Source organism: Streptomyces griseoruber (assembly GCF_001514205.1).
In the GTDB taxonomy this organism is placed as follows: Bacteria; Actinomycetota; Actinomycetes; order Streptomycetales; family Streptomycetaceae; genus Streptomyces; species Streptomyces griseoruber.
The window spans coordinates 43,774-65,960 of record NZ_KQ948790.1 but is presented as its reverse complement, the minus strand read 5'-3'; the positions used below and the strand labels follow the sequence as shown (position 1 = coordinate 65,960).

18 protein-coding genes are annotated in these 22,187 nt (G+C 71.2%); 10 read left to right on the top strand and 8 right to left on the bottom strand.

Features of this window, described 5'->3' with window-relative positions; all coding sequences use genetic code 11:
* Window positions 1–96 precede the first annotated feature (96 nt).
* From AQJ64_RS42535 to AQJ64_RS42515, 5 genes are read right to left on the bottom strand one after another with little or no spacing between them, the layout of a single operon-like run.
* Window positions 97–1,407, bottom strand: a complete 1,311-nt coding sequence (locus AQJ64_RS42535) for a DUF58 domain-containing protein (protein ID WP_059203516.1) — start codon at window positions 1,405–1,407, stop codon at window positions 97–99.
* A complete protein-coding gene (locus tag AQJ64_RS42530) occupies window positions 1,407–2,396 on the bottom strand; it encodes an AAA family ATPase (RefSeq protein WP_107120653.1) in 990 nt (329 codons plus the stop codon). Before AQJ64_RS42530 ends, AQJ64_RS42535 begins: the two co-directional genes overlap by 1 nt.
* The gene (locus AQJ64_RS42525) at window positions 2,396–3,583 is read right to left on the bottom strand and encodes a DUF4350 domain-containing protein (RefSeq protein ID WP_055638769.1); all 1,188 of its coding nucleotides are present in this window, start codon (window positions 3,581–3,583) and stop codon (window positions 2,396–2,398) included. The genes AQJ64_RS42530 and AQJ64_RS42525 overlap by 1 nt, the downstream gene beginning before the upstream one ends.
* A complete protein-coding gene (locus AQJ64_RS42520) occupies window positions 3,580–4,305 on the bottom strand; it encodes a DUF4129 domain-containing protein (RefSeq protein WP_055638770.1) in 726 nt (241 codons plus the stop codon). Before AQJ64_RS42520 ends, AQJ64_RS42525 begins: the two co-directional genes overlap by 4 nt.
* 10 nt (window positions 4,306–4,315) lie before the next feature.
* Window positions 4,316–5,674, bottom strand: a complete 1,359-nt coding sequence (locus AQJ64_RS42515) for a DUF7847 domain-containing protein (protein ID WP_059203514.1) — start codon at window positions 5,672–5,674, stop codon at window positions 4,316–4,318.
* A gap of 140 nt (window positions 5,675–5,814) precedes the next feature.
* On the opposite strand from AQJ64_RS42515, the gene mtnA reads away from it, so the two are divergent.
* The 7 genes from mtnA to AQJ64_RS42480 all read left to right on the top strand — a co-directional run bounded on the left by mtnA (window position 5,815) and on the right by AQJ64_RS42480 (window position 14,859).
* Entirely contained in the window at window positions 5,815–6,957 is a 1,143-nt protein-coding gene (mtnA, locus tag AQJ64_RS42510; RefSeq protein WP_059203513.1) for an S-methyl-5-thioribose-1-phosphate isomerase, read from the top strand.
* A gap of 114 nt (window positions 6,958–7,071) precedes the next feature.
* Window positions 7,072–7,761, top strand: coding sequence for a two-component system response regulator MtrA (mtrA, locus tag AQJ64_RS42505; protein WP_187283109.1), 690 nt, complete (start codon window positions 7,072–7,074; stop codon window positions 7,759–7,761).
* A 1-nt stretch (window position 7,762) separates the two neighbouring features.
* Complete coding sequence (mtrB, locus tag AQJ64_RS42500) at window positions 7,763–9,883, top strand: MtrAB system histidine kinase MtrB (RefSeq protein ID WP_055637493.1); 2,121 nt, start codon at window positions 7,763–7,765, stop codon at window positions 9,881–9,883.
* Complete coding sequence (locus AQJ64_RS42495) at window positions 9,873–11,708, top strand: LpqB family beta-propeller domain-containing protein (protein WP_055637494.1); 1,836 nt, start codon at window positions 9,873–9,875, stop codon at window positions 11,706–11,708. Before mtrB ends, AQJ64_RS42495 begins: the two co-directional genes overlap by 11 nt.
* A gap of 172 nt (window positions 11,709–11,880) precedes the next feature.
* Window positions 11,881–12,894, top strand: coding sequence for a ComF family protein (locus AQJ64_RS42490; protein WP_059203517.1), 1,014 nt, complete (start codon window positions 11,881–11,883; stop codon window positions 12,892–12,894).
* Between the two features lie 313 nt (window positions 12,895–13,207).
* On the top strand, window positions 13,208–13,900 hold the full coding sequence (hpf, locus tag AQJ64_RS42485; RefSeq protein WP_055638881.1) for a ribosome hibernation-promoting factor, HPF/YfiA family: 693 nt from the start codon (window positions 13,208–13,210) through the stop codon (window positions 13,898–13,900).
* A gap of 212 nt (window positions 13,901–14,112) precedes the next feature.
* Window positions 14,113–14,859, top strand: a complete 747-nt coding sequence (locus AQJ64_RS42480; RefSeq protein ID WP_055638882.1) for a response regulator — start codon at window positions 14,113–14,115, stop codon at window positions 14,857–14,859.
* Window positions 14,860–14,884: 25 nt separating this feature from the next.
* Here the strand turns inward: AQJ64_RS42480 and AQJ64_RS42475 are convergent, their stop codons facing one another.
* Both AQJ64_RS42475 and AQJ64_RS42470 read right to left on the bottom strand, forming a co-directional pair.
* Window positions 14,885–16,069 (bottom strand): winged helix-turn-helix domain-containing protein, encoded by a 1,185-nt coding sequence (locus AQJ64_RS42475; RefSeq protein ID WP_055638883.1) that lies wholly within the window; start codon window positions 16,067–16,069, stop codon window positions 14,885–14,887.
* Between the two features lie 64 nt (window positions 16,070–16,133).
* A complete protein-coding gene (locus AQJ64_RS42470; protein WP_059203512.1) occupies window positions 16,134–16,715 on the bottom strand; it encodes a GNAT family N-acetyltransferase in 582 nt (193 codons plus the stop codon).
* A gap of 367 nt (window positions 16,716–17,082) precedes the next feature.
* Between AQJ64_RS42470 and secA the strand changes: the two genes are divergently transcribed.
* Window positions 17,083–19,926, top strand: coding sequence for a preprotein translocase subunit SecA (gene secA / locus AQJ64_RS42465; RefSeq protein ID WP_055638973.1), 2,844 nt, complete (start codon window positions 17,083–17,085; stop codon window positions 19,924–19,926).
* A gap of 72 nt (window positions 19,927–19,998) precedes the next feature.
* Here secA and AQJ64_RS42460 read toward each other — a convergent pair whose 3' ends face one another.
* On the bottom strand, window positions 19,999–20,577 hold the full coding sequence (locus tag AQJ64_RS42460; RefSeq protein ID WP_079062283.1) for an Rv3235 family protein: 579 nt from the start codon (window positions 20,575–20,577) through the stop codon (window positions 19,999–20,001).
* A gap of 328 nt (window positions 20,578–20,905) precedes the next feature.
* Here AQJ64_RS42460 and AQJ64_RS42455 point away from each other — a divergent pair, with 328 nt between their 5' ends.
* Window positions 20,906–21,421 (top strand): DUF6912 family protein, encoded by a 516-nt coding sequence (locus tag AQJ64_RS42455; protein WP_055637761.1) that lies wholly within the window; start codon window positions 20,906–20,908, stop codon window positions 21,419–21,421.
* Between the two features lie 94 nt (window positions 21,422–21,515).
* Entirely contained in the window at window positions 21,516–22,187 is a 672-nt protein-coding gene (locus AQJ64_RS42450; RefSeq protein WP_055637764.1) for an HAD family hydrolase, read from the top strand.

The window sequence follows — 22,187 nt, the reverse complement described above, 5'->3', positions numbered from 1 at the left end:
AATCATTCCGGGAAACCCCCGCACCGTATGGTGCGGGGGTTTTCTGCGTTCAGGGCATTTTGATTTTCGCGGGTCCTTTGAAAGAGCCCGCTCTCCTCAGAGCCGTCCCGTTGCCTTCAGCGCCAGGTAGGCGTCCGCGAGGGCCGGGGAGAGCTCGTCCGGGGTCGCGTCCACGACGGTGACTCCGTGCCGGCGGAGTTGCTCGGCTGTCCGATGGCGTTCGGTTTGGGCCTGGGCGGCGGATGCGGCGTCGTAGACCGCGTCGGCATTGCCGCGGGACGTGGCCATGCGGGCGATGTGGGGGTCGGCGACCGAGGCGACGAGGACGGTGTGGCGCTGGGTGAGCTGAGGGAGGACGGGGAGGAGGCCTTCCTCGACCGGGGCCGTGTCGAGTGTGGTCAGCAGGACGATGAGGGACCGGCGAGGCGCCGTACGGAGGGCTGTGGTCGTGAGAGTCCTGGCGTCCGTCTCGACCAGTTCGGGTTCGAGGGGGGCCATGGCGTCGACGAGAGAGGGCAGGACGTCGCGGGCCGAGCGGCCCTGGACGAGGGCGCGTACCCGTCGGTCGTAGGCGAGGAGGTCTACGCGGTCGCCGGCGCGGGAGGCCAGGGCGGCGAGGAGGAGGGCGGCGTCCATGGAGGCGTCGAGGCGCGGGGCGTCGCCGACACGGGCGGCGGACGTTCGGCCGGTGTCGAGGACCAGGAGGATGTGGCGGTCGCGTTCCGGGCGCCAGGTGCGGACGGCGACCGTGGAGTGGCGGGCTGTGGCACGCCAGTCGATGGAGCGGGTGTCGTCGCCGGGGACGTATGCGCGCAGGCTGTCGAATTCGGTGCCCTCGCCGCGGGTGAGGGCACTGGTGCGGCCGTCGAGTTCGCGGAGACGGGCGAGTTTCGAGGGGAGGTGCTTGCGGCTGGTGAACGGGGGCAGGACGCGTACCGTCCAGGGGATCTTGTGGGTGCCCTGGCGGGAGAGGAGGCCGAGGGGTCCGTAGGAGCGGATGGTGACGCGGTCGGCCTGGCGGTCGCCGCGGCGAGTGGGGCGGAGACGGGTGGTGATGCGGCGGCGCTCGCCGGCGGGGACGGTCACGTGGTGGCGGGAGGCCTCGGTTTCCGTACCGGGCTCCCAGCTGCTGGGCGGCCATGCGTCGCGGAGGTGGGCGCGCAGAGGGCGGCGGGAGGGGTTGGTGAGGGTCAGGGTGACGTCTGCGGGCTCTCCGAGGCGTGCGGTGGTGTCACCGGAACGTGTGAGGCGCAGGGGGCGTACGGGGGCTGCCAGGGCGTAGTCGCAGGCGCAGGCCAGTGCCAGGGGGGCGTTGACGGCGAGGAGGCCCGTCCAGCTGGGTTCCCAGATGCCGACGGGGAGGGAGCCGAGGGCCGCGAGGAGGGCGGCGCGTCCGGTGAGTGCCATCAGCGGGGGACGGGGACGTGGGCGAGGAGCGCGGTGATGACGGAGTCGGCCGTCACGCCTTCCATTTCCGCTTCCGGGCGGAGTTGCACGCGGTGGCGGAGGGTGGGGAGGGCGAGGGCTTTGACGTCGTCGGGGATGACGTAGTCGCGGCCGGTGAGCCAGGCCCAGGCGCGGGAGGTGGCGAGGAGGGCGGTGGCGCCGCGGGGTGACACGCCGAGGGTGAGGGAGGGGGATTCGCGGGTGGCGCGGCAGATGTCGACGACGTACGCGGTGATCTCGGGGGAGATGGTGGTCTTGGCGACGGCAGCGCGGGCCGCTTCCAGGTCGGCGGGGCCTGCGACGGGGCGTACGCCGGCGGCGTGCAGGTCGCGCGGGTTGAAGCCTTCGGCGTGGCGGGTGAGGACGTCGATCTCTTCCTGGCGGGAGGGGAGAGGGATCGTCAGTTTGAGGAGGAAGCGGTCGAGTTGGGCTTCGGGGAGGGGATAGGTGCCCTCGTATTCGACGGGGTTCTGGGTCGCGGCGACGAGGAACGGGTCGGGCAGGGGGCGGGGAGTGCCGTCGACGGTGACCTGCCGTTCCTCCATGGCTTCCAGGAGGGAGGACTGGGTTTTCGGCGGCGTGCGGTTGATCTCGTCGGCGAGGAGGAGGTGGGTGAAGACCGGGCCGGGCTGGAAGGAGAACTCGGCGGTGCGGGCGTCGTAGACGAGGGAGCCGGTGATGTCGCTGGGCATGAGGTCGGGGGTGAACTGGACCCGTTTGGTGTCGAGTTCGAGTGCGGAGGCGAGGGCGCGGACGAGCAACGTTTTGGCCACCCCGGGGACTCCTTCGAGGAGAACGTGTCCGCGGCACAGCAGAGCGACGACGAGGCCGGTCACGGCGGGGTCCTGGCCGACCACGGCCTTGGAGATCTCGGCACGCAGGGCCTCCAGGGAGGCGCGGGCGCGGCCCGGGTCCCCGGTGTTCCCGGCGTTGTCAGTGGTCGGGTCCATCATGGACGGCGTACCTCTCTTTCGAGGGCGTCGAGTTGGTCGGCGAGTGCGATGAGGGCCGTGTCGTCGCTGGGCGGCGGGCCGAAGAGAAGGGAGTGCAGGGGCTGTCCGTCGGCTTGGAGGCGGGCGGACAGGAGCGCTTCGGGCGTGTGCGCCTGGGCGACGGGGACGCCTACGAGAGGGGCGAGACGGGTGCGGGTGGTGGAGCGAAGAGCGGTGGCCGCGCGGGCGCGGGCGCGGGCTTTGCGGTAGAGGCGGGCGCGGCCTTCGACGGTTTCGGAGGCACGGATCGCCACGGGGAGTCTTTCGGGTACGAGCGGGCCGAGTCGGCGTGCCCGCCAGAGGGCGGCGAGGGCTGCCGCGACGAAGAGTTGAAGGGTGCCCCACAGCCAGCCGGAGGGCAGCAGGTCGAAGAAGGTCTTCTCGTTGCCGGGTTCGGTGGCGGAGGTGTCGGAGAGCGAGGGGAGGTACCAGGTCAGATGGGGTCGGGAGCCGAGGAGTTGGAGGGCGAGCGAGGCGTTGCCCTGCTGGTCGAGTCGGGTGTTGTAGAGGATGTCGGGCGCGCCGAGGACGATGGTGTCGCCGCTTGCGGAGGTGTCCGGGATGCGCAGGAGGGTGGCCAGGCGCTGGCTGGGGTAGCACTTGTCGGCGTCGAGGTGGCGGGTGCTGTAGCGGATGCCGCCGGTCTCGGCGGTGCCGGCGCGTCGGGCCGAGGGCAGGGCGCAGTCGGGGGTGAGGGTGGAGCCGCGGCTGGTGGCCGGGTCCGCGGTGACTCCGGGGGCGAGGGTGGAGACGGAGGGGCTGCCGGGGGCGATGAGGACGGTGCGGCCGCCGGAGCCGGAGGTCGCGGCGTGCAGCTCCTGCTGCTGGCGCTCCGTCAGAAGGTCGGGGGAGGCGACCAGGAGGGTGGTGTCGGGACCGGTGGCGGCGTGGGCCTCGGCGAGGGTGGTCACGACACGGGTGGAGACGCCTCGGTCGGCGAGGAGTTCGGCGACGGCGCGGCTGCCGTGGGGGTCGGCGGAGCGGGGGTCGAGGGCGCCGTGCCGGGCGTCGGAGCGCAGGACGGCGAGTGCGACGGCGGCCGCCAGGAGGAACGTGAAGGCGAGGGCCACTCCTCGCGTGCGGGTCCACAGCTGGTGGGCGGTGGGCGAGACCGCGGTGGAGGGGAGCGTGGCCTCGGTGGTCATTCGGCGGCTCCCCGGCGGGTGGTGGGGGCCGTGCCGGCGGTGCTGCTCGCGGTGAGCAGGGGCCTGGTGCGCTCCAGGTCGTGGTCGAGTTCGGCGATGAGGCGGTACGCCTGTCCGGTCGCCGGGCGGCCTCCGTACGTCACGTCGTCGAACGCGCCGGCGGCGGCGTGGAGTCGGTCGCGGTGGGCGGGGAGGATGCGGCCGGCTTCCGCGGCGGCTTCGTCGGCGGTGCGGCCGGGGCGGGTGTCGAGGAGGGCGCGTTCCTCGAGGGAGCGGACGACGGCACGCATGCGTTCCTGGAGGGCCTGGTTCCAGTGGCCCTGGGCGGCGTGCGCCTCGGCGGCGGCACGGTGTTCGGCGGCGGTGCGGGGGCGGTCGTCGAACAGGGTTGCGGTGGAGGTGGGTTGGCGGCGGGGGGTGCCCAGGCGCCACCACAGGGCGCCCACCACGGCCACGACGGCCGCGAGGACGACCAGCACGCCGACGGTGCCTCCGGGTGTGGTGCGGGACGCGGTGTCGAACAGGTCGCCGATCCAGTCCCAGAGGGTGTTGAGGGCGCGCTGGAGGAGGCTGGGGTCGTGCTCGTGGTACAGGCGTTCGGACAGTTCGCGCCGGGCCGCCTCACGCGCGGGATCGCGGGGGATGGACAGTGGGGGCTCGTCGTCCGCGCGGACGAGTGTGCCGCCGGGAAGTGGTGGTGCGGTGAGGATTCCCCCCGTCAGTCTCACCGCATCAGCTCCCCGAGGTCGTGCCGGGGTCGGGGGAGCCGTAGCCCTGGACGCCGGCGGCGCGGGCCAGGTCGAGGTCGAGGGCCTCACGGCGGATGCGCTGGTCGATGTAGAGGAGGACGACGACTCCGGCCGCGATCGGGAAGGTGATCATGGAGCCGATCACCGAGCCGATTCCGCTGATGATCAGGTAGGTCCAGCCGTAGTCGCCCGTGCCGTCGACGAGGCCGCCGATGCCGCTGTCGCTCATCGCGGCGCCGGCGAAGGCGAAGGGGACGAGGACGATCGTCGCGACGATGTTGGCGATGATCAGGGCGAGCAGCTGGATGCCGAAGACCCGCCACCAGGAGCCGCGGACGAGTTTGGCGGAGCGGCCCATCGCCTTGGTGATGCCCTGCTTCTCCAGCATCAGCGCGGGCGAGGAGAGGGAGAGGCGGACCAGCAGCCACAGAGCGACGACGATCGCCGCGAAGGTGCCGAAGACCGAGAGCGCGGCCCCGCCCCCGACGGCCCCGGCGGTACTCACCAGGACGCCGGGCAGTGCGCCGACGGCCCCCACCGCGCCCGCGATGAGCAGCAGCAGGAAGATCAGGCCGAACAGCCGGGGGATCCGGGGACGGGCATCGCGCCAGGCGTCCCCGAGGGTGACCGGCTTGCCGAGGACCGCACGGCTGATGACGGCCGTGAGCAGGGCTGTCGCGATGATGGTGCCGACCAGGGAGATCAGCAGCAGGACACCGGAGTTGAGCAGGACGTCACGCATGGCGCGGGTCTGCTCGTCGAGGGTGGCGCTCGGGTCGCTGAGGGCGGAGGTGTCCGTGGTGTGGTCCAGGACCAGGCCCTGGAGCAGGACGACGATGACCTCGGTGACGATCGCGACGGTCAGCGAGATGCCCAGCACCGTGCGCCAGTAGGTGCGCATGGTGGCGACGGCGCCGTCGAGGATCTCGCCGACGCCGAGCGGGCGCAGCGGGATCACACCGGGCTTCGCCGCGGGTGGGGGACCGCCCCAGCCGTTGCCCCAGGTCGGGTACGGGGCGTAGCCCGGGTGGCCGTGGGGGGCACCGCCGTACGGGCCGGCGGGCGGGCGGCCGCCCCAGCCGGGGCCGGGCGGTGGGGGCGGCGGAGGCTGGACGGGGTGCTGCGGAGCGGTCTGGCCCGGGTGCTGGGGGCCTGCGGGCGCGGACCACTGGCCGGGGGGCGGCTGCTCCTTGGACCACTTCGCGTGGGGGTCCGGTGGATTCGCGGCCGACTGGCCCTCGGGCTGGGCGTCGGCGGGCTGGTCTGCGGGGTCGGACGCGCCGGGCTGCCGCCCGTCGGACGGGGCGGATCCGGGCGAGGCCCAGCCCGGAGTGTCTTTCATCGTCGCTCCTTCACGATGCCCGTCCGCGGGCGCGGCGGCAGGTTGGCTGCCATCGTGCCATGGGGTGGTCATCGGGCGACCGGCCGCGGTAGGGGCTGCACACCTTCAATTGTCCGCCGGACTATGGGCAGACTGACCGCATGGCTGATCAGTACGCGCAATCCGGTGAGGACAAGCGGCAGGCCGGTATACCGGCGATCCGCTGGGAAGAGCCACCCGAAGGTCCCGTGCTGGTGCTTCTGGACCAGACGAGGCTGCCGGCCGAGGAGGTCGAGCTGGTCTGTACGGACGCGTCGGCGCTGGTGGAGGCGATCCGTTCGCTGGCCGTGCGGGGCGCGCCGCTGCTCGGCATCGCCGGGGCGTACGGTGTCGCGCTCGCCGCCGCCCGGGGCTTCGACGTGGAGGAGGCGGCCACCGTGCTGGCCGGAGCACGGCCCACCGCGGTGAATCTGTCCCTCGGCGTGAACAGGGCCCGGGCCGCGTACGGGGCGGCGCTGGCGGGCGGAGGTGAGCCGGTACAGGGGGCGCGGGCCGCGCTGGCTGCGGCGCGGCGACTGCACCGGGAGGACGCCGAGGCCAGTGCGCGGATGGCCGGGCACGGGCTGGCGCTCCTGGACGAGCTGCTGCCCGGCGGCGGGCATCGGATCCTCACGCACTGCAACACCGGCTCGCTGGTGTCGGGCGGGGAGGGGACGGCGTTCGCCGTGGCGCTGGCGGCGCATCGGGCGGGGCGGCTGCGGCGGCTGTGGGTGGACGAGACGCGTCCGCTGCTGCAGGGCGCCCGCCTGACCGCGTGGGAGGCGGCGCGCAGCGGCATGGCGTACACCTTGCTGACGGACAACGCGGCGGGCTCGCTGTTCGCGGCGGGCGAGGTGGACGCGGTGCTGATCGGGGCGGACCGGATCGCTGCCGACGGGTCGGTGGCGAACAAGGTGGGGAGCTATCCGCTCGCGGTGCTCGCGCGGTACCACCATGTGCCGTTCATCGTGGTCGCGCCGGTGACGACCGTCGACCCGCACACGGCGAACGGGGCGGCGATCGAGGTCGAGCAGCGCCCCGGGTCCGAGGTGACCGAGGTGACGGCGCCGCAGGTGCCGGTGACGGGAGCGGGAGGCGGGATTCCGGTGGCGCCGCTGGGGACCCAGGCGTACAACCCGGCGTTCGACGTGACGCCGCCGGAGCTGGTGACGGCGATCGTGACGGAGGAGGGCGCGGTGTCGCCGGTGACGGCCGAAGGGCTCGCCGAACTGTGCGCGAGGGCCCGTCCCGGGACGGGTGCCTGATGGCCCGGAGATCACGGTCTGTCGGCGAGGGCAGACAGTGACGGTCCCGTACGACTATCGTCACCGGGCGGTGAGGCTTCTCACCTGCGTCACCTTCACCGTTATGAGAATGGGATGATGTCGTTTATGAAGGGACGAGTCCTTGTCGTCGACGACGACACCGCACTGGCCGAGATGCTCGGCATCGTGCTGCGTGGTGAAGGTTTTGAGCCGTCTTTCGTAGCCGACGGCGACAAGGCGCTGGCCGCGTTCCGGGAGGCTAAGCCCGATCTGGTGCTGCTGGACCTGATGCTGCCCGGGCGGGACGGCATCGAGGTGTGCCGTCTGATCCGGGCGGAGTCCGGTGTGCCGATCGTGATGCTCACCGCGAAGAGCGACACCGTCGACGTGGTCGTCGGGCTGGAGTCCGGCGCCGACGACTACATCGTCAAGCCGTTCAAGCCGAAGGAGCTGGTCGCCCGTATCCGGGCGCGGCTGCGCAGGTCCGAGGAGCCGGCGCCGGAGCAGTTGGCGATCGGTGACCTCGTGATCGATGTCGCCGGGCACTCCGTGAAGCGTGACGGGCAGTCCATCGCGCTGACGCCGCTGGAGTTCGACCTGCTGGTCGCGCTGGCACGCAAGCCGTGGCAGGTGTTCACCCGCGAAGTGCTCCTCGAACAGGTGTGGGGTTACCGGCACGCCGCCGATACCCGCCTGGTCAACGTGCACGTCCAGCGGCTGCGCTCCAAGGTCGAGAAGGACCCGGAGCGGCCGGAGATCGTGGTGACCGTCCGAGGCGTCGGTTACAAGGCGGGGCCGAGCTGACATGTCCGGGGACAGTGCCGCTTCGGCCCCCGGCCGGTCCGGGGTCCGACCGGAGCGGCCTGTCGGCCGGAAGACCATGGGTTCACGTTTCGAGCGACTCCTCGAGGGCGGGCTGCTCCAGGGCGGGATGCAGGGCAGCCCCGTCCTGCGCCTGCTGCTGCGCTGGGTACGCCGGCCGCTGCTGCCCGTCATGCGGCTGTGGCGCCGCAACATCCAGCTCAAGGTCGTCGCGACCACCCTGCTGATGTCGCTGGGCGTCGTCCTGCTCCTCGGCTTCGTCGTCATCGGACAGGTCCGCAACGGACTGCTCGACGCCAAGGTCAAGGCCTCCCAGAGCCAGGCCGCGGGCGGATTCGCCGTCGCCAAACAGAAGGCCGACGAAGCGGTGGCCGCAGGCGGCGGCGACGGGAACGCCGTCGACGGAAGCTCTCCGCAGAACGTCACCGAATGGATGAGCGAACTAGTGTCGTCGCTGTCCAGCGGCGGCCAGGGCGCCTTCGACGTCGTCACCCTCCCCCCGGGCGACGACAGCGGCGGCGGACCCGGACCCCGCTCCTCCGGTTACGTCGACCCCAACAAGAGCGTCCCCGAAGCCCTGCGCGAGCACATCAACAGCAATGCCGGAGCGGCCCAGAGCTACTCCCGCATCCTCTACAGCAACGACAAGGACTCCCAGCCGGCCCTCGTCATCGGCAAACAGCTCAACGACCCCAACGGCGACCCCTACGAGCTGTACTACCTCTTCCCGCTCACCCAGGAGGAGAAGTCCCTCAGCCTCGTCAAGGGCACCCTCGCGACCGCCGGCCTCTTCGTCGTCGTACTCCTCGGTGCGATCGCCTGGCTCGTCGTACGGCAGGTCGTCACACCGGTGCGGATGGCCGCGGGCATCGCCGAACGGCTGTCCGCCGGGCGGCTTCAGGAACGTATGAAGGTCACCGGCGAGGACGACATCGCCCGCCTCGGCGAGGCCTTCAACAAGATGGCGCAGAACCTCCAGCTGAAGATCCAGCAACTGGAGGACCTGTCGCGGATGCAGCGCCGGTTCGTGTCCGATGTGTCGCATGAACTGCGGACGCCGCTGACCACCGTGCGCATGGCCGCCGACGTCATCCACGAGGCACGTGAGGACTTCGACCCCGTCACCGCGCGGTCCGCGGAACTCCTCGCCGACCAGCTCGACCGGTTCGAGTCACTGCTCGCCGACCTGCTGGAGATCAGCCGCTTCGACGCCGGCGCCGCCGCCCTGGAGGCCGAGCCCATCGACCTGCGCGAGGTCGTCCGGCGCGTCGTCAGCGGCGCCGCGCCCCTCGCCGACCGCAAGGGCACGACCATACGCGTCCTCGGCGACCAGCAGCCCGTCGTCGCCGAGGCCGACGCCCGGCGGGTCGAGCGTGTGCTGCGCAACCTCGTCGTCAACGCCGTCGAACACGGCGAGGGCAAGGACGTCGTCGTCAAGCTCGCCGCGGCCGGCGGGGCCGTCGCCGTCGCCGTGCGCGACTACGGCGTCGGACTCAAGCCCGGCGAGGCCACCCGTGTCTTCAGCCGTTTCTGGCGCGCCGACCCGGCACGCGCGCGTACCACCGGCGGCACGGGCCTCGGACTGTCCATCGCCCTGGAGGACGCCCGGCTGCACGGCGGCTGGTTGCAGGCCTGGGGCGAACCCGGCGGCGGCTCACAGTTCCGCCTGACCCTGCCCAGGACCGCCGACGAACCGCTCCGGGGCTCGCCGATACCCCTGGAGCCCAAGGACTCACGGCGCAACCGCGGCCTCGACGACTCCGGACAGGCCGGCCGGGGCGGCGAGAAGAGCGCCACCGTACCCGTGCAGCCCGCCCGGGAACCGCTCTCGGCCGCACACGCCCCGCTCGCCCCCCGCATGGCCACGGTCACGCCCACCGCCGACCCGACGGCCCTGCCCGGCAACGGCGCACGCGTGGTGCCCCGGCCCGCCGCCTCGGCCACCCGGAACACCGACGAACCGGCCGGGGGCACCGCCGCGGAACGCACCGACACGGCACGTGGCGACACGGCACACAGCGACACCATGGACCACACCCCGGACCGGCCGGACGCCGGACCGCAGGGCCCGGACAAGCAAGGGGAGGCATTCCGTGGGCGCTGACCGCCAGAAGCGCGACCGGCGCACACCGGCGCGCATGGTGGCGTACGCCGCTTGTGGCGTCGTACTGCTGGCCGGATGCGCCTCCATGCCCGACCGCGGCGATCTGCGTGACGTCGAGTCCACACCGCGCCAGGACACCCAGGTACGGGTGTTCGCCATGCCGCCCCGCGACGACGCACCGCCCTCGGAAATCGTCCAGGGCTTCCTCGAGGCCCTGACCAGCGACGACCCCAGCTTTGCGACGGCGCGGCAGTACCTGACCACCAAGGCCGCCCAGAGCTGGCAACCGGAACTCTCCACCACCGTCCTCGCCGACGGACCCGGTGCCGAGGCCGGGCGGTCGGGCGGCCGGGAGGATGGCGACGACTACTCCTTCACCCTGACCGGCACGAAGGTCGCCACCGTCGACGCCCAGCAGTCGTACACACCCGCCTCCGGCGGCTACGACCAGACGGTCCACCTCACCCGCGACAAGAAGACCGAACAATGGCGCATCGACGTGCTCCCCCAGGGAGTCGTCATGGGCAAGTCGGACTTCCAGCGCAACTACATGTCCGTCAACAAGTACTACTTCGCCTCCAACACCACCTCCGCCGCCTCCGGGCAGCCCATGGCCGTCGCCGACCCCGTCTACGTACGGGAACGTGTCGACCCCACGACCCAGATGGTCCGCTCCCTGCTCGGCGGACCCACCAGCTGGCTCCGCCCGGTCGTCAGATCCAGCTTCCCCACCGGCACGGCACTGCGGAAGGGCGTCAGCGCACTCACGCCCGACGACCAGAACAAGCTCACCGTGCCGCTCAACGACAAGGCCGCCCACATCGGCCGGAGCAAATGCTCCGAGATGGCCGCCCAACTGCTCTTCACCATCCAGAGCGTCACCCCCACCGTGGAGGAGATCGCCCTGCGGGCAGGGGGCCGGCAGCTGTGCTCCCTCAACGAGGACGCCGCCGCCGGCGTCGCCGCCCGCGGCAGCGAGGCCGACCCCGAATACCTCTACTTCATCGACGGCCACCACCAGCTCCTCCGCATGCCCGCCGGCGCCGGCGGCAACGCCAAGGCCGACCCCGTCCCCGGAGCGCTCGGCGACGGCACCAAACCACTGCTCTCGGTGGCCGTGGCCCGCGACGAACACAGCGCCGCCGGAGTCACCCTCGACGGCAGGAGCCTCTACGTCACCTCCACCGTGGCCAGCGGCTCCCTCGGCGACCCCCTCCTCACCAGCACCGGCAAGACCGAGGCCGACCGCCTCACCACCCCCACCTGGGACGCCCAGGGCGACCTGTGGATCGCCGACCGCAACCCCCTCGACCCCCGGCTCCTGCTCCTGCAGAAGGGCGGCGGCAAGCCCGTCGAGGTGCTCACACCGCGTCTGGACGGCCGTATCAACGCCGTACGGGTCGCCGCCGACGGGGCGCGCATCGCGCTCGTCGTGGACAAGGACGGCAAGCAGTCCCTGCTCATCGGGCGCATCGAACGGGCCGCGGGCAGCGGGGACCAGCCGTCCGTGTCCGTACAGGAACTGCGCTCCGCCACACCCGAACTGGAGCAGGTCACGGCCGTGGCATGGGCCGGCGACAGCCGTCTCGTCGTGGTCGGGCAGGAATCCGGCGGCGTCGAACAGGTGCAGTACGTGCAGTGCGACGGCTCGATCCCCGAGTCCGGGACCCTGCCCGGCCTCACCGAGGTCACCAGCATCGCCGCCTCCGAGGACGGCGACAAACCACTCTTCGCGACCTCCAAGGACGGACTGCTGTGGCTGCCCGGCGGGAGCGGGTGGCGCACGCTGAAGGAAACCGCCTCGGCCGCGTTTTATCCGGGGTGATCCCTTCGACGTCCGCCTTTCCGGGGCGGCCGTCCGATTTGGCCGGCTGAGCTGTCCGCGTGAGAGCTCGGTCGGCCTTTTATCTGACTTACCGGTCGGTTTTCCACAGGCCGGAGCCCGCGGCTTTCCACAGGGGTGGCCGCCGCCTCCACCACTCGGCACAGTGGACCACGTGGAAGGCGTTCGCAGGTGGTGGCAGGAGCTCGCCGGCCTGGTACTGCCGGCCGAGTGCGCGGGCTGCGGGCGGGTCCGTACGGCGCTCTGCCCGCAGTGCCGGGCCGCGCTCCACGGAAACCGGCCGCAGCAGGTACGGCCGGAGCCGGAACCGGCCGGGCTGCCCGCCGTCCACGCGGCGGCGCCCTACGCGGACGAGGTCAGGGCGGTGCTGCTGGCGCACAAGGAACGGGGTGGGCTGGGGCTGGCGGGGGTGCTGGGGGTGGCGTTGGCGGGGGCGGTGCGGGTGGGGTTGGGGGAGGCGGGGGTGGGGGTGGGGGAGGGGCCCCCACCCCCACCCCTCCTCCTGGTCCCCGTCCCCTCAGCCCCCGCCGCCACCCGCGCCCGCGGCCACGACCCCGCCCGCCGTATCGCGCTGACCGCGGCCGGTGAGCTGCGGCGGGCCGGGGTTCGGGTGCGGGTGGCCCCGGTGCTGCGGCAGCGCGGGGCGGTGGCCGATCAGGCCGGGCTGAACGCGCGTGAGCGGCAGGAGAACCTGGTGGGCGCGCTGGCGGTGGTGCGCGGGGGCGGGCGGTTGTTGTGCGGTGGGCCGGTGGTGCTGGTCGACGACCTGATGACGACGGGTGCCTCGCTCGCGGAGGCGGCGCGAGCGGTACGGGCCGCGACGGCGGCGCAGCCGGTGAGGCGGGCGCTGGGGCACCTCGGGACGGCGGCTGGGCGGCCGCGCGGGGCCGCCGGGGTGGGGGACACCGGTGTGGAGGGGGTCCTCGGGATGACGGGGGATCCCGGTCCGGAGGAGGTGTCGGGGGCGGCGGGGGATGACCGTCCGGAGGGGGTCCTCAGGGGTGGTAGTGGTGGGTCGGCCGTGTACGTGGGGGCGGGTCGGGAAGGGAGAGGGGTACGGCGGTTCGGGGCGACGGAGGGAGGTGTGGGCGTGGGACGTGGTGGTGACGTGCTCTGCGCGGCCGTGGTCGCGGCGTCGCCGGATTCCTTCGGAATAAACCGGAACTGACTGAGAACTTGCGTCGTTGCAGGTAATGACAGGGGCAATTCACCTGAACGGAGGTATGGCGCAGTAGAGGGTGACGACATCCGTCCGAGCGAGATATGTTCGGTTGTGAGGGAAAGCCGCAGGCCACACCTCTCATATCCGAATGCCGTGCTGCGGGTTGGGTAATCCTCCGTGGCACCTGGGGTGTAGATCTCGCCCATGGGGGAGGAGGAGGTGGAAGTCACCAAGTCCGAGGTTCCGGTGCTCACCGGGGCCTGGTGCAAAAGGGAGACGCTCCGCACTGAGGCGGAGTGATCCGGGAACGGAGTTCTGCGTGGACATCGTCGTCAAGGGCCGCAAGACCGAGGTGCCCGAGCGGTTCCGCAAGCACGTGGCCGAGAAGCTGAACCTGGAGAAGATCCAGAAGCTCGACGGCAAGGTGATCAGCCTCGACGTCGAGGTGTCCAAGGAGCCCAACCCCCGACAGGCCGACCGGTGCGAGCGGGTGGAGATCACGCTCCGCTCCCGTGGCCCTGTGATCCGGGCGGAGGCCGCGGCCAGCGACCCGTATGCGGCACTCGACCTGGCGGCGGAGAAGCTGGACGCCCAGCTGCGCAAGCAGCACGACAAGCGGTACACGCGCCGTGGCGCACGCCGGCTCAGCGCGGCAGAGGTTCCCGACCATGTTCCGGGCGTGGCGACGCTCAACGGCAACGGACACCCCGTTCCGGCCGAAGCGTCGGACAGCGTGCCGACGAAGAAGATCGGTTCGCTGGAAGTGCAGGGCGATGGCCCGCTCGTGGTCCGCGAGAAGACCCACGTCGCCGCTCCGATGACTCTCGACCAGGCCCTCTACGAGATGGAACTGGTCGGCCATGACTTCTATCTGTTCGTCGACTCCGAGACCAAGCAGCCGAGCGTCGTCTACCGGCGCCACGCCTACGACTACGGTGTGATCCACCTCGACACGGACCCGATGGTCGCCCAGGCGCACTCTCCCGAGGCGGGCGGGGCGCTGGGTGGCTGACCCCGCCCGGTGACAGTTGGTTGACGCGGTGTGCCCCTGGAGCGCTGTTGTGCGCCCCCAGGGGCACCCGTGCGCGACCCCTTGGGGCAGCGCTCTGTCACCGTGTTGTCGTACGGGCATGGAATCATGGCCGGTGTGGCTCAATCGGTGGGCCGCAGCCTTGGGTTGGCGATGGCTCAGGACCACAGCCGCAGCCTTCAGGGGGAGGAACGATGGCGGACAGCTTCGGACCGATGCGGGACGAGGATGCCGACGACGGCGTCGTCGGCATGGGCCCGGACGCGGGTGCTTCACGCAAGGAGCCGATCAGAGTCCTTGTCGTGGACGACCACGCCCTGTTCCGCCGGGGGCTGGAGATCGTGCTCGCGGCCGAGGAGGACATCCAGGTCGTCGGTGAGGCCGGGGACGGCGCGGAGGCCGTGGACAAGGCGGCCGATCTGCTGCCGGACATCGTGCTGATGGATGTGCGGATGCCCAAGCGTGGCGGTATCGAGGCGTGCACCTCCATCAAGGAGGTGGCTCCCAGCGCGAAGATCATCATGTTGACGATCAGCGACGAGGAGGCCGATCTCTACGACGCGATCAAGGCGGGTGCGACGGGCTATCTCCTGAAGGAGATCTCGACGGACGAGGTCGCCACCGCGATCCGGGCGGTCGCGGACGGGCAGTCGCAGATCAGCCCGTCGATGGCGTCGAAGCTGCTCACCGAGTTCAAGTCGATGATCCAGCGCACCGACGAGCGCCGGCTGGTGCCCGCGCCCCGGCTGACGGACCGTGAGCTGGAGGTGCTCAAGCTGGTGGCGACCGGGATGAACAACCGGGACATCGCCAAGGAGTTGTTCATCTCCGAGAACACCGTGAAGAACCATGTGCGCAACATCCTGGAGAAGCTCCAGCTGCACTCCAGGATGGAGGCGGTGGTGTACGCGATGCGGGAGAAGATCCTCGAGATCCGCTGAGGCCGCCGGGGGCCGGTGAGGTCGTTCAGCGCAGGGCGGTGACCAGGGCGCGCGTCACCGCCTGGGTGAGGGCGTCGCGCAGTTCCGGTGCGTCGACCCGTTCCACGCGTACGTCCGTGCAGTCCACCCAGCTCGCCGCCTCGACCAGTGCCTCCGCGACCGCGGGCACGGCCTTGGGGCTGTCCAGGCTGACCTGTCTGGCGACCAGGGTGCGGCCCTCGCGGGCCGGGTCCACGCGGCCCACGAGCCGGCCGCCGGCCAGGACGGGCATCGCGAAGTAGCCGTGGATCCGCTTGGGCTTGGGGACGTAGGCCTCGAGGCGGTGGGTGAAGCCGAAGATCCGCTCGGTGCGTGCCCGTTCCCAGATGAGTGAGTCGAACGGGGACAGCAGGGTGGTGCGGTGGCGGCCGCGTGGCGGTGTCGCCAGGGCCGCCGGGTCGGCCCAGGCCGGTTTGCCCCAGCCCTCGACGGTGACCGGGACCAGGCCCGAGTCGGCGATCACCGCGTCGACCTGTTCGCCCCTGATGCGGTGGTAGTCGGCGATGTCCGCGCGTGTGCCGACGCCGAGGGACTGGCCGGCCAGGCGGACCAGGCGGCGCAGGCATGCGGTGTCGTCGAGTTCGTCGTGCAGCAGGTCGGCGGGGACGGCGCGCTCGGCGAGGTCGTAGACGCGTTTCCAGCCGCGGCGCTCCACGCAGACCACCTCGCCGTACATCAGGGCGCGTTCGACGGCGACCTTGGTGCCGGACCAGTCCCACCATTCGCTGGTCTTCTTCGCGCCGCCGAGTTCGGTGGCGGTGAGGGGGCCTTCGGTGCGGAGCTGTTTGACGACCTGGTCGTAGGTGCCCTCGGGGAGGTCGTGGTTCCAGTGGGGGCGGTTGCGGTAGGCGCGGCGGCGGAAGGCGAAGTGGGGCCATTCCTCGATGGGGAGGATGCAGGCGGCGTGGGACCAGTACTCGAAGGCGTGGGTGTCCTTCCAGTAGGCGTCCTCGACGGTCGTGCGGCCCACGCGTCCGAGGCGGGCGTAGGGGATCAGTTCGTGGGAGCGGGCGAGGACGGAGATGGTGTCGAGTTGCACCGCGCCGAGGTGGCGGAGGATGCCGCGGACGCCGGCCTTGCGGTCGGGGCTGCCGAGGAAGCCCTGGGCGCGCAGGGCGATCCTGCGGGCTTCGTCTGCGGAGAGCTCGGTGGCGGGGCGCGGGGTCGTCATGGGGCGCACGATAGGCGGTGGCACTGACAGTGCGGGGTGAGCTGGGGATTCGTCCCGTGGGGGCCTATGGCGTGTGCCGGGCCGGTGGCGGCAGGTAGGGGGCCGCCGAGGGCAGGCCGAGGTCGGAGGGGAGGAGGGAGCCGACCCAGCAGTCGCGTCGTACGCCCTTGTTGTTGAGGGCGGAGCGGAGGGTGCCCTCCAGGGTGAAGCCGGCGTGCCGGGCGACCGCGAGGGAGGCCTGGTTGCCGACTTCGGCGCGCCATTCGACGCGGTCGACGGCTAGGTGGGTGAAGGCCCAGCGGGTGGCGCTGAGGGCGGCCTCGGTGGTGTAGCCGTGGCCGCGGTGTTCCTTGGCGGTCCAGAAGCCGATCTCGGCGGTGCCGAGGGAGCGCATGGTGAGTCCGAGCATGCCGGTGAGGGTTCCGTCGGGGAGGAACACGCCGAAGGTGTACATGGAGGCGTCGGCCCAGCCGTCGGGGGCGACCTGTTCGGTGAAGCTGCGGGCGTGTTCGGGGAGGTAGGGGGAGGGGATGGTGGTCCAGCGCCGGATGTCGGGGTCCTGGGCGGCGGCGTGGACGGCGTCGGTGTCCTGGGGGCCGAGGGGGCGCAGGACCAGGCGGTCGGTGGTGAGGGTGACGGGCTCCATCGGGAGATTGTGGTGGGGTCCGGCGGGCGGGCGCCATCGGTTTGCGGGCGGCGTCGGTGCGCGGGGTTCGCCGGTCGCGTGGTTGGCGTCCGTCCGTGGGGCCGGGGGCGTGTCGGCCGTGCCGGTTTTGCGGGGCGTGAGCGGGTGATCACAATTCGCGCAATTCGTGGAGGGGGAGCGGCACCATCGGCGGGGGCCGGACGTTGTCCTGTTTGAAGAAGATTTTGGCGCGTGTGCGCGACAGTGTGCGGTCCTCGTCACGGCAGGCCTCCCGGCGTGGCGGGGTCCTCGCATACGATGGCCGTTGCTCAGTGAGTCAAATGGAAACCGACCGTGCCAGGCCCGACCGGCAAGGAGACCAACCCCCGTGTCCGTCCTCTCGAAGATCATGCGTGCAGGCGAAGGCAAGATCCTGCGCAAGCTGCACCGCATCGCGGACCAGGTCAACTCCATCGAAGAGGACTTCGTCGACCTCTCCGACGCCGAGCTGCGTGCCCTCACCGAGGAGTACAAGCAGCGGTACGCCGACGGTGAGTCCCTGGACGACCTGCTGCCCGAGGCGTTCGCCACGGTGCGTGAGGCCGCGAAGCGTGTTCTGGGTCAGCGTCACTACGACGTGCAGATCATGGGTGGTGCGGCCCTGCACCTCGGCTATGTCGCCGAGATGAAGACCGGTGAGGGCAAGACCCTCGTCGGTACGCTGCCCGCTTATCTGAACGCCCTGTCCGGCAAGGGTGTCCACCTGATCACGGTCAACGACTACCTGGCCGAGCGTGACTCCGAGATGATGGGGCGCGTCCACAGGTTCCTGGGTCTGGAAGTGGGCTGCATCCTGGCCAACATGACGCCGGCCCAGCGGCGTGAGCAGTACGCGTGCGACATCACGTACGGCACGAACAACGAGTTCGGCTTCGACTACCTGCGCGACAACATGGCGTGGGCGAAGGACGAGCTGGTGCAGCGGGGCCACAACTTCGCGATCGTGGACGAGGTCGACTCGATCCTGGTCGACGAGGCGCGGACGCCGCTGATCATCTCCGGTCCGGCCGACCAGGCGACGAAGTGGTACGGCGATTTCGCCAAGCTGGTGCTGCGCCTGAAGAAGGGCGAGGCGGGCAACCCGCTGAAGGGTCTCGAGGAGACCGGCGACTACGACGTCGACGAGAAGAAGCGCACGGTCGCCATCCATGAGGCCGGTGTCGCCAAGGTCGAGGACTGGCTGGGCATCGACAACCTCTACGAGTCGGTGAACACGCCTCTGGTGGGCTACCTGAACAACGCCATCAAGGCGAAGGAGCTCTTCAAGAAGGACAAGGACTACGTCGTCATGGACGGCGAAGTCATGATCGTCGACGAGCACACCGGCCGTATCCTCGCCGGCCGCCGCTACAACGAGGGCATGCACCAGGCGATCGAGGCGAAGGAAGGGGTGGACATCAAGGACGAGAACCAGACGCTCGCCACGATCACCCTGCAGAACTTCTTCCGCCTCTACAAGCGGCACGACCACGACGGCAAGGACGTGCCCGGTCTGTCCGGCATGACCGGTACGGCGATGACCGAGGCCGCCGAGTTCCACCAGATCTACAAGCTCGGCGTGGTGCCGATCCCGACGAACAAGCCGATGATCCGCAAGGACCAGTCGGACCTGATCTACCGCACCGAGGTCGCCAAGTTCGAGGCGGTCGTCGACGACATCGCGGAGAAGCACGAGAAGGGCCAGCCGATCCTCGTCGGCACGACGTCCGTCGAGAAGTCGGAGTACCTCTCGCAGCAGCTCTCCAAGCGGGGTATCCAGCACGAGGTGCTGAACGCCAAGCATCACGAGCGTGAGGCGTCGATCGTCGCCCAGGCGGGTCGCAGGGGTGCGGTGACGGTGGCCACCAACATGGCCGGCCGTGGTACGGACATCAAGCTCGGCGGCAACCCCGAGGACCTCGCGGACGCGGAGCTGCGCCAGCGCGGCCTGGACCCCGAGGAGCACATCGAGGAGTGGGCGCACGCGCTTCCCGCCGCCCTGGAGAAGGCCGAGCAGGCCGTCAAGGCGGAGAAGGAAGAGGTCGAGGAGCTCGGCGGGCTGTATGTGCTGGGCACCGAGCGGCACGAGTCGCGTCGTATCGACAACCAGCTGCGTGGTCGTTCGGGTCGGCAGGGCGACCCGGGCGAGTCCCGGTTCTATCTGTCGCTGGGTGACGACCTGATGCGTCTGTTCAAGGCGCAGATGGTCGAGCGTGTGATGTCGATGGCGAACGTCCCGGACGATGTGCCGATCGAGAACAAGATGGTCACGCGTGCGATCGCGTCGGCGCAGTCGCAGGTCGAGCAGCAGAACTTCGAGACCCGTAAGAACGTTCTGAAGTACGACGAGGTCCTCAACCGTCAGCGTGAGGTCATCTACGGCGAGCGCCGCCGTGTCCTGGAGGGCGAGGACCTGCAGGAGCAGGTCGTGCACTTCATGGACGACACGATCGACGCGTATGTGTCCGCGGAGACCGCCGAGGGCTTCCCGGAGGACTGGGATCTGGACCGGCTGTGGGGCGCGTTCAAGCAGCTGTACCCGGTGAAGATCACGGTGGACGAGCTGGAGGAGGCGGCGGGTGACCGGGCGGGTCTGACGGCCGAGTTCATCTCCGAGTCCATCAAGGACGACATCCACGAGCAGTACGAGGAGCGTGAGGCGCAGCTCGGCTCCGAGATCATGCGTGAGCTGGAGCGCCGGGTCGTGCTGTCGGTCCTGGACCGCAAGTGGCGTGAGCACCTCTATGAGATGGACTACCTCCAGGAGGGGATCGGTCTGCGCGCGATGGCGCAGAAGGACCCGCTGGTGGAGTACCAGCGTGAGGGCTTCGACATGTTCTCCGCGATGATGGACGGCATCAAGGAGGAGTCGGTCGGCTATCTGTTCAACCTGGAGGTCCAGGTCGAGCAGCAGGTCGAGGAGGTTCCGGTCGAGGAAGCCGAGCCGGTCGACATGGAGAAGCAGGACGTGGTGCCGGCGCAGGCGGGTGCGCGTCCGGAGATCCGTGCCAAGGGGCTGGACGCTCCGCAGCGGCGGAACCTGCACTTCTCGGCGCCGACGGTGGACGGCGAGGGCGGCACGATCGAGGGTGACTTCGACGAGGAGGGCGAGCCGGTGCGGTCCGAGGCCGACGGTCTCACGCGGGCGGAGCGCCGCAAGCAGGCGAAGGCCCGGGGGCGTCGCAAGAAGTAGCCGTCGGCGGTGGTGAGGGCCGGGTCGCCTCGGGTGACCCGGCCCTTTCGTGTGTCCGGACCCGGGTGGGGTTCAGTCGTCCTGGTCGCGGGGCCTGCGGGGGCCGTCGAGTTCCACGGCGGTGCAGCGCCAGCGGTGGTCGGTGCCGAGTTCCAGGCGGAAGGCCATGGCGCGCAGCCGGTCACCGGTGCCGATGCGGGCGAAGGCCTCGATGGCGCCGGGGCGGGGGACGTAGTAGCCGATGTCCCGGACGGTCGGGCCGGCGCCGCGGGGGGTGCGCAGGGGGCCGCGTTCGGCGAGGTGGGAGAGGTCGTCGTAGGCGCTGCCCAGGGTGTGGCGGAGCATCGAGTGGACGGGGCGCCGGCCGCTGAGGACCGCGAGGAGGCGGTCGGCGAAGAGATCGGTGGGGCGGGGCTGGGGCGGGGCGGGAGAGGGGCGCTGGGGGCTGTGCGGATGGGTCTGGCGGGTGCGGGGTGGGGTGGCTGCGGGGCGGCGGGGGTCGCGGCGGCCCGGTGGGCGGGTGCCGGCGGTGCCGGGTGCCGTTGTGCCCGCCTGTGCCGTCCCGGCGGCACGACTGCCCGCCGTCGCACCTGTGACAGGGGTGGCGGCTCGGGTGGCGGGGGTGTGCTTCCTCGTCATGACCTTGTTCATCGTGTCCCCGTCGGATCGACTTGATGGGTTGGCCGGCCCGACCTTCTACCGGTCGGTAACTTGCCGTCGTCGATCTTGTATGTGGTTGCGGTGAGTGAGGGCAAGTGGGCGGAAAGTAGCCGAGGGGGTGGGGGGCGGTTCACCTATCAGGGTGGTCGGCGGAGGGGAAAGTCCCGGTGAGGGCGGTGTGGGGGGTGAATTTCGAGGCGTGGGGTGGACGCCTTGCGGTGTGCGGGGAGGGGCCCGAAAGGGGACGGCCGCACGTATCCTGAAGGTCCTCCGGGCCGAGCGTCCGGGCCGAATCCGACGACGAAAAGAGCGGCCTGCCATGCGCGTCTACGTCCCCCTGACCCTCCCCGGCCTCGCCGAGGCGCACAAGACGGGGGAGCTGGGGTCCGGGCCGCTCGTCGCCTACGCCGTCACGCCCGCGTTGCGCGAGTGGTACCTGTCCGACGACATCGAGGAACTGGAGTACGCGGCGCTGAGCCGGGCCGCGCTCGCCTCGCTGCGGCTGCTCGCGGCGGACCGGGGCGCGCCGCGCCGCAGGGTCGTGGTCGCCGTCGACGTGCCCGACCGCGCGACCGAGGTGGACCCCGACCGGGGGCTGGACCCGGCGGCGCTCGGCGAGGTGCGGGTGTCGGGGACCGTGACGCTGGCCAGGGCGGCCGCGGTGCACGTCGACGCCGGGGACGCGGAGGCGGACGTGGCCGCGGCGGCGGAGGCGCTCGGGGCGGCGGACGGCGGGGACGACGACGCCCAGTTCGTGGTGGACGGGGCCGAGGACCACGAGCTGCTGTGGTTCGCCACGCAGGAGATCCCGAACCTGGTGGGTGCCGGCGACTGAGGGGCGGAGGGCGACCGAGGGGGCGGGCGCCCGGAGCGGGGGCGCGAGGTGGTCTGCGCTCTTGACTGTCGGTGCCGGCGGGTACGTTTGCTGCATGGGGAAACAGCAGGTGGCGGCGCACATCGTCTGGGACTGGAACGGGACGCTGCTCAATGACAACGACGCGATCATAGGGGCGACGAACGCGGCGTTCGCGGAGCTGGGCCTGGAGCCGCTGACGCTGGAGCGGTACCGGGCGCTGTACTGCGTGCCGGTGCCGAAGTTCTACGAGCGGCTCATGGGGCGGCTCCCGACGGACGCCGAGTGGGAGCTCATGGACGAGATCTTCCACCGGTACTACGCCCAGCACCGGGTGAGGTGCGGGCTCACCGAAGGGGCGGTGGAACTGCTCACGGGGTGGCGTTCGGCGGGGCACAGCCAGTCCCTGCTGAGCATGTATGTGCACGAGGAGCTGGTGCCGGTGGTGCGGGGCTTCGGCATAGAGCCGCACTTCGTGCGGGTGGACGGACGGGTCGGGCCGTCCGGGGGGAGCAAGGCGGAGCACATGGTGCGGCATCTCGCCGCACTGGGGAGGTCGGTGGAGCCCGCCCGGACCGTGGTGATCGGGGATGCCGCCGACGACGCGGTGGCGGCGCTGCACGCGGGTGCGCACGCCGTGCTCTACACCGGCGGCTCGCACAGCCGGGCGAGCCTGGAGGCGGTGGGCGTACCGGTGGTGGACACCCTCGAGGAGGCGGTGGAGGTCGCCTCCCGGGCCGCCGCGTGA

Bases quoted from the DNA above. Each gene is read 5' to 3' on its own strand.
- AQJ64_RS42535 (WP_059203516.1), bottom strand. From the start codon at position 1,407: ATGGCACTCACCGGACGCGCCGCCCTCCTCGCGGCCCTCGGCTCCCTC.
- AQJ64_RS42530 (WP_107120653.1), bottom strand. From the start codon at position 2,396: ATGGACCCGACCACTGACAACGCCGGGAACACCGGGGACCCGGGCCGC.
- AQJ64_RS42525 (WP_055638769.1), bottom strand. From the start codon at position 3,583: ATGACCACCGAGGCCACGCTCCCCTCCACCGCGGTCTCGCCCACCGCC.
- AQJ64_RS42515 (WP_059203514.1), bottom strand. From the start codon at position 5,674: ATGAAAGACACTCCGGGCTGGGCCTCGCCCGGATCCGCCCCGTCCGAC.
- mtnA (WP_059203513.1), top strand. From the start codon at position 5,815: ATGGCTGATCAGTACGCGCAATCCGGTGAGGACAAGCGGCAGGCCGGT.
- mtrA (WP_187283109.1), top strand. From the start codon at position 7,072: ATGATGTCGTTTATGAAGGGACGAGTCCTTGTCGTCGACGACGACACC.
- mtrB (WP_055637493.1), top strand. From the start codon at position 7,763: ATGTCCGGGGACAGTGCCGCTTCGGCCCCCGGCCGGTCCGGGGTCCGA.
- AQJ64_RS42480 (WP_055638882.1), top strand. From the start codon at position 14,113: ATGGCGGACAGCTTCGGACCGATGCGGGACGAGGATGCCGACGACGGC.
- AQJ64_RS42475 (WP_055638883.1), bottom strand. From the start codon at position 16,069: ATGACGACCCCGCGCCCCGCCACCGAGCTCTCCGCAGACGAAGCCCGC.
- AQJ64_RS42470 (WP_059203512.1), bottom strand. From the start codon at position 16,715: ATGGAGCCCGTCACCCTCACCACCGACCGCCTGGTCCTGCGCCCCCTC.
- AQJ64_RS42460 (WP_079062283.1), bottom strand. From the start codon at position 20,577: ATGAACAAGGTCATGACGAGGAAGCACACCCCCGCCACCCGAGCCGCC.
- AQJ64_RS42455 (WP_055637761.1), top strand. From the start codon at position 20,906: ATGCGCGTCTACGTCCCCCTGACCCTCCCCGGCCTCGCCGAGGCGCAC.
- AQJ64_RS42450 (WP_055637764.1), top strand. From the start codon at position 21,516: ATGGGGAAACAGCAGGTGGCGGCGCACATCGTCTGGGACTGGAACGGG.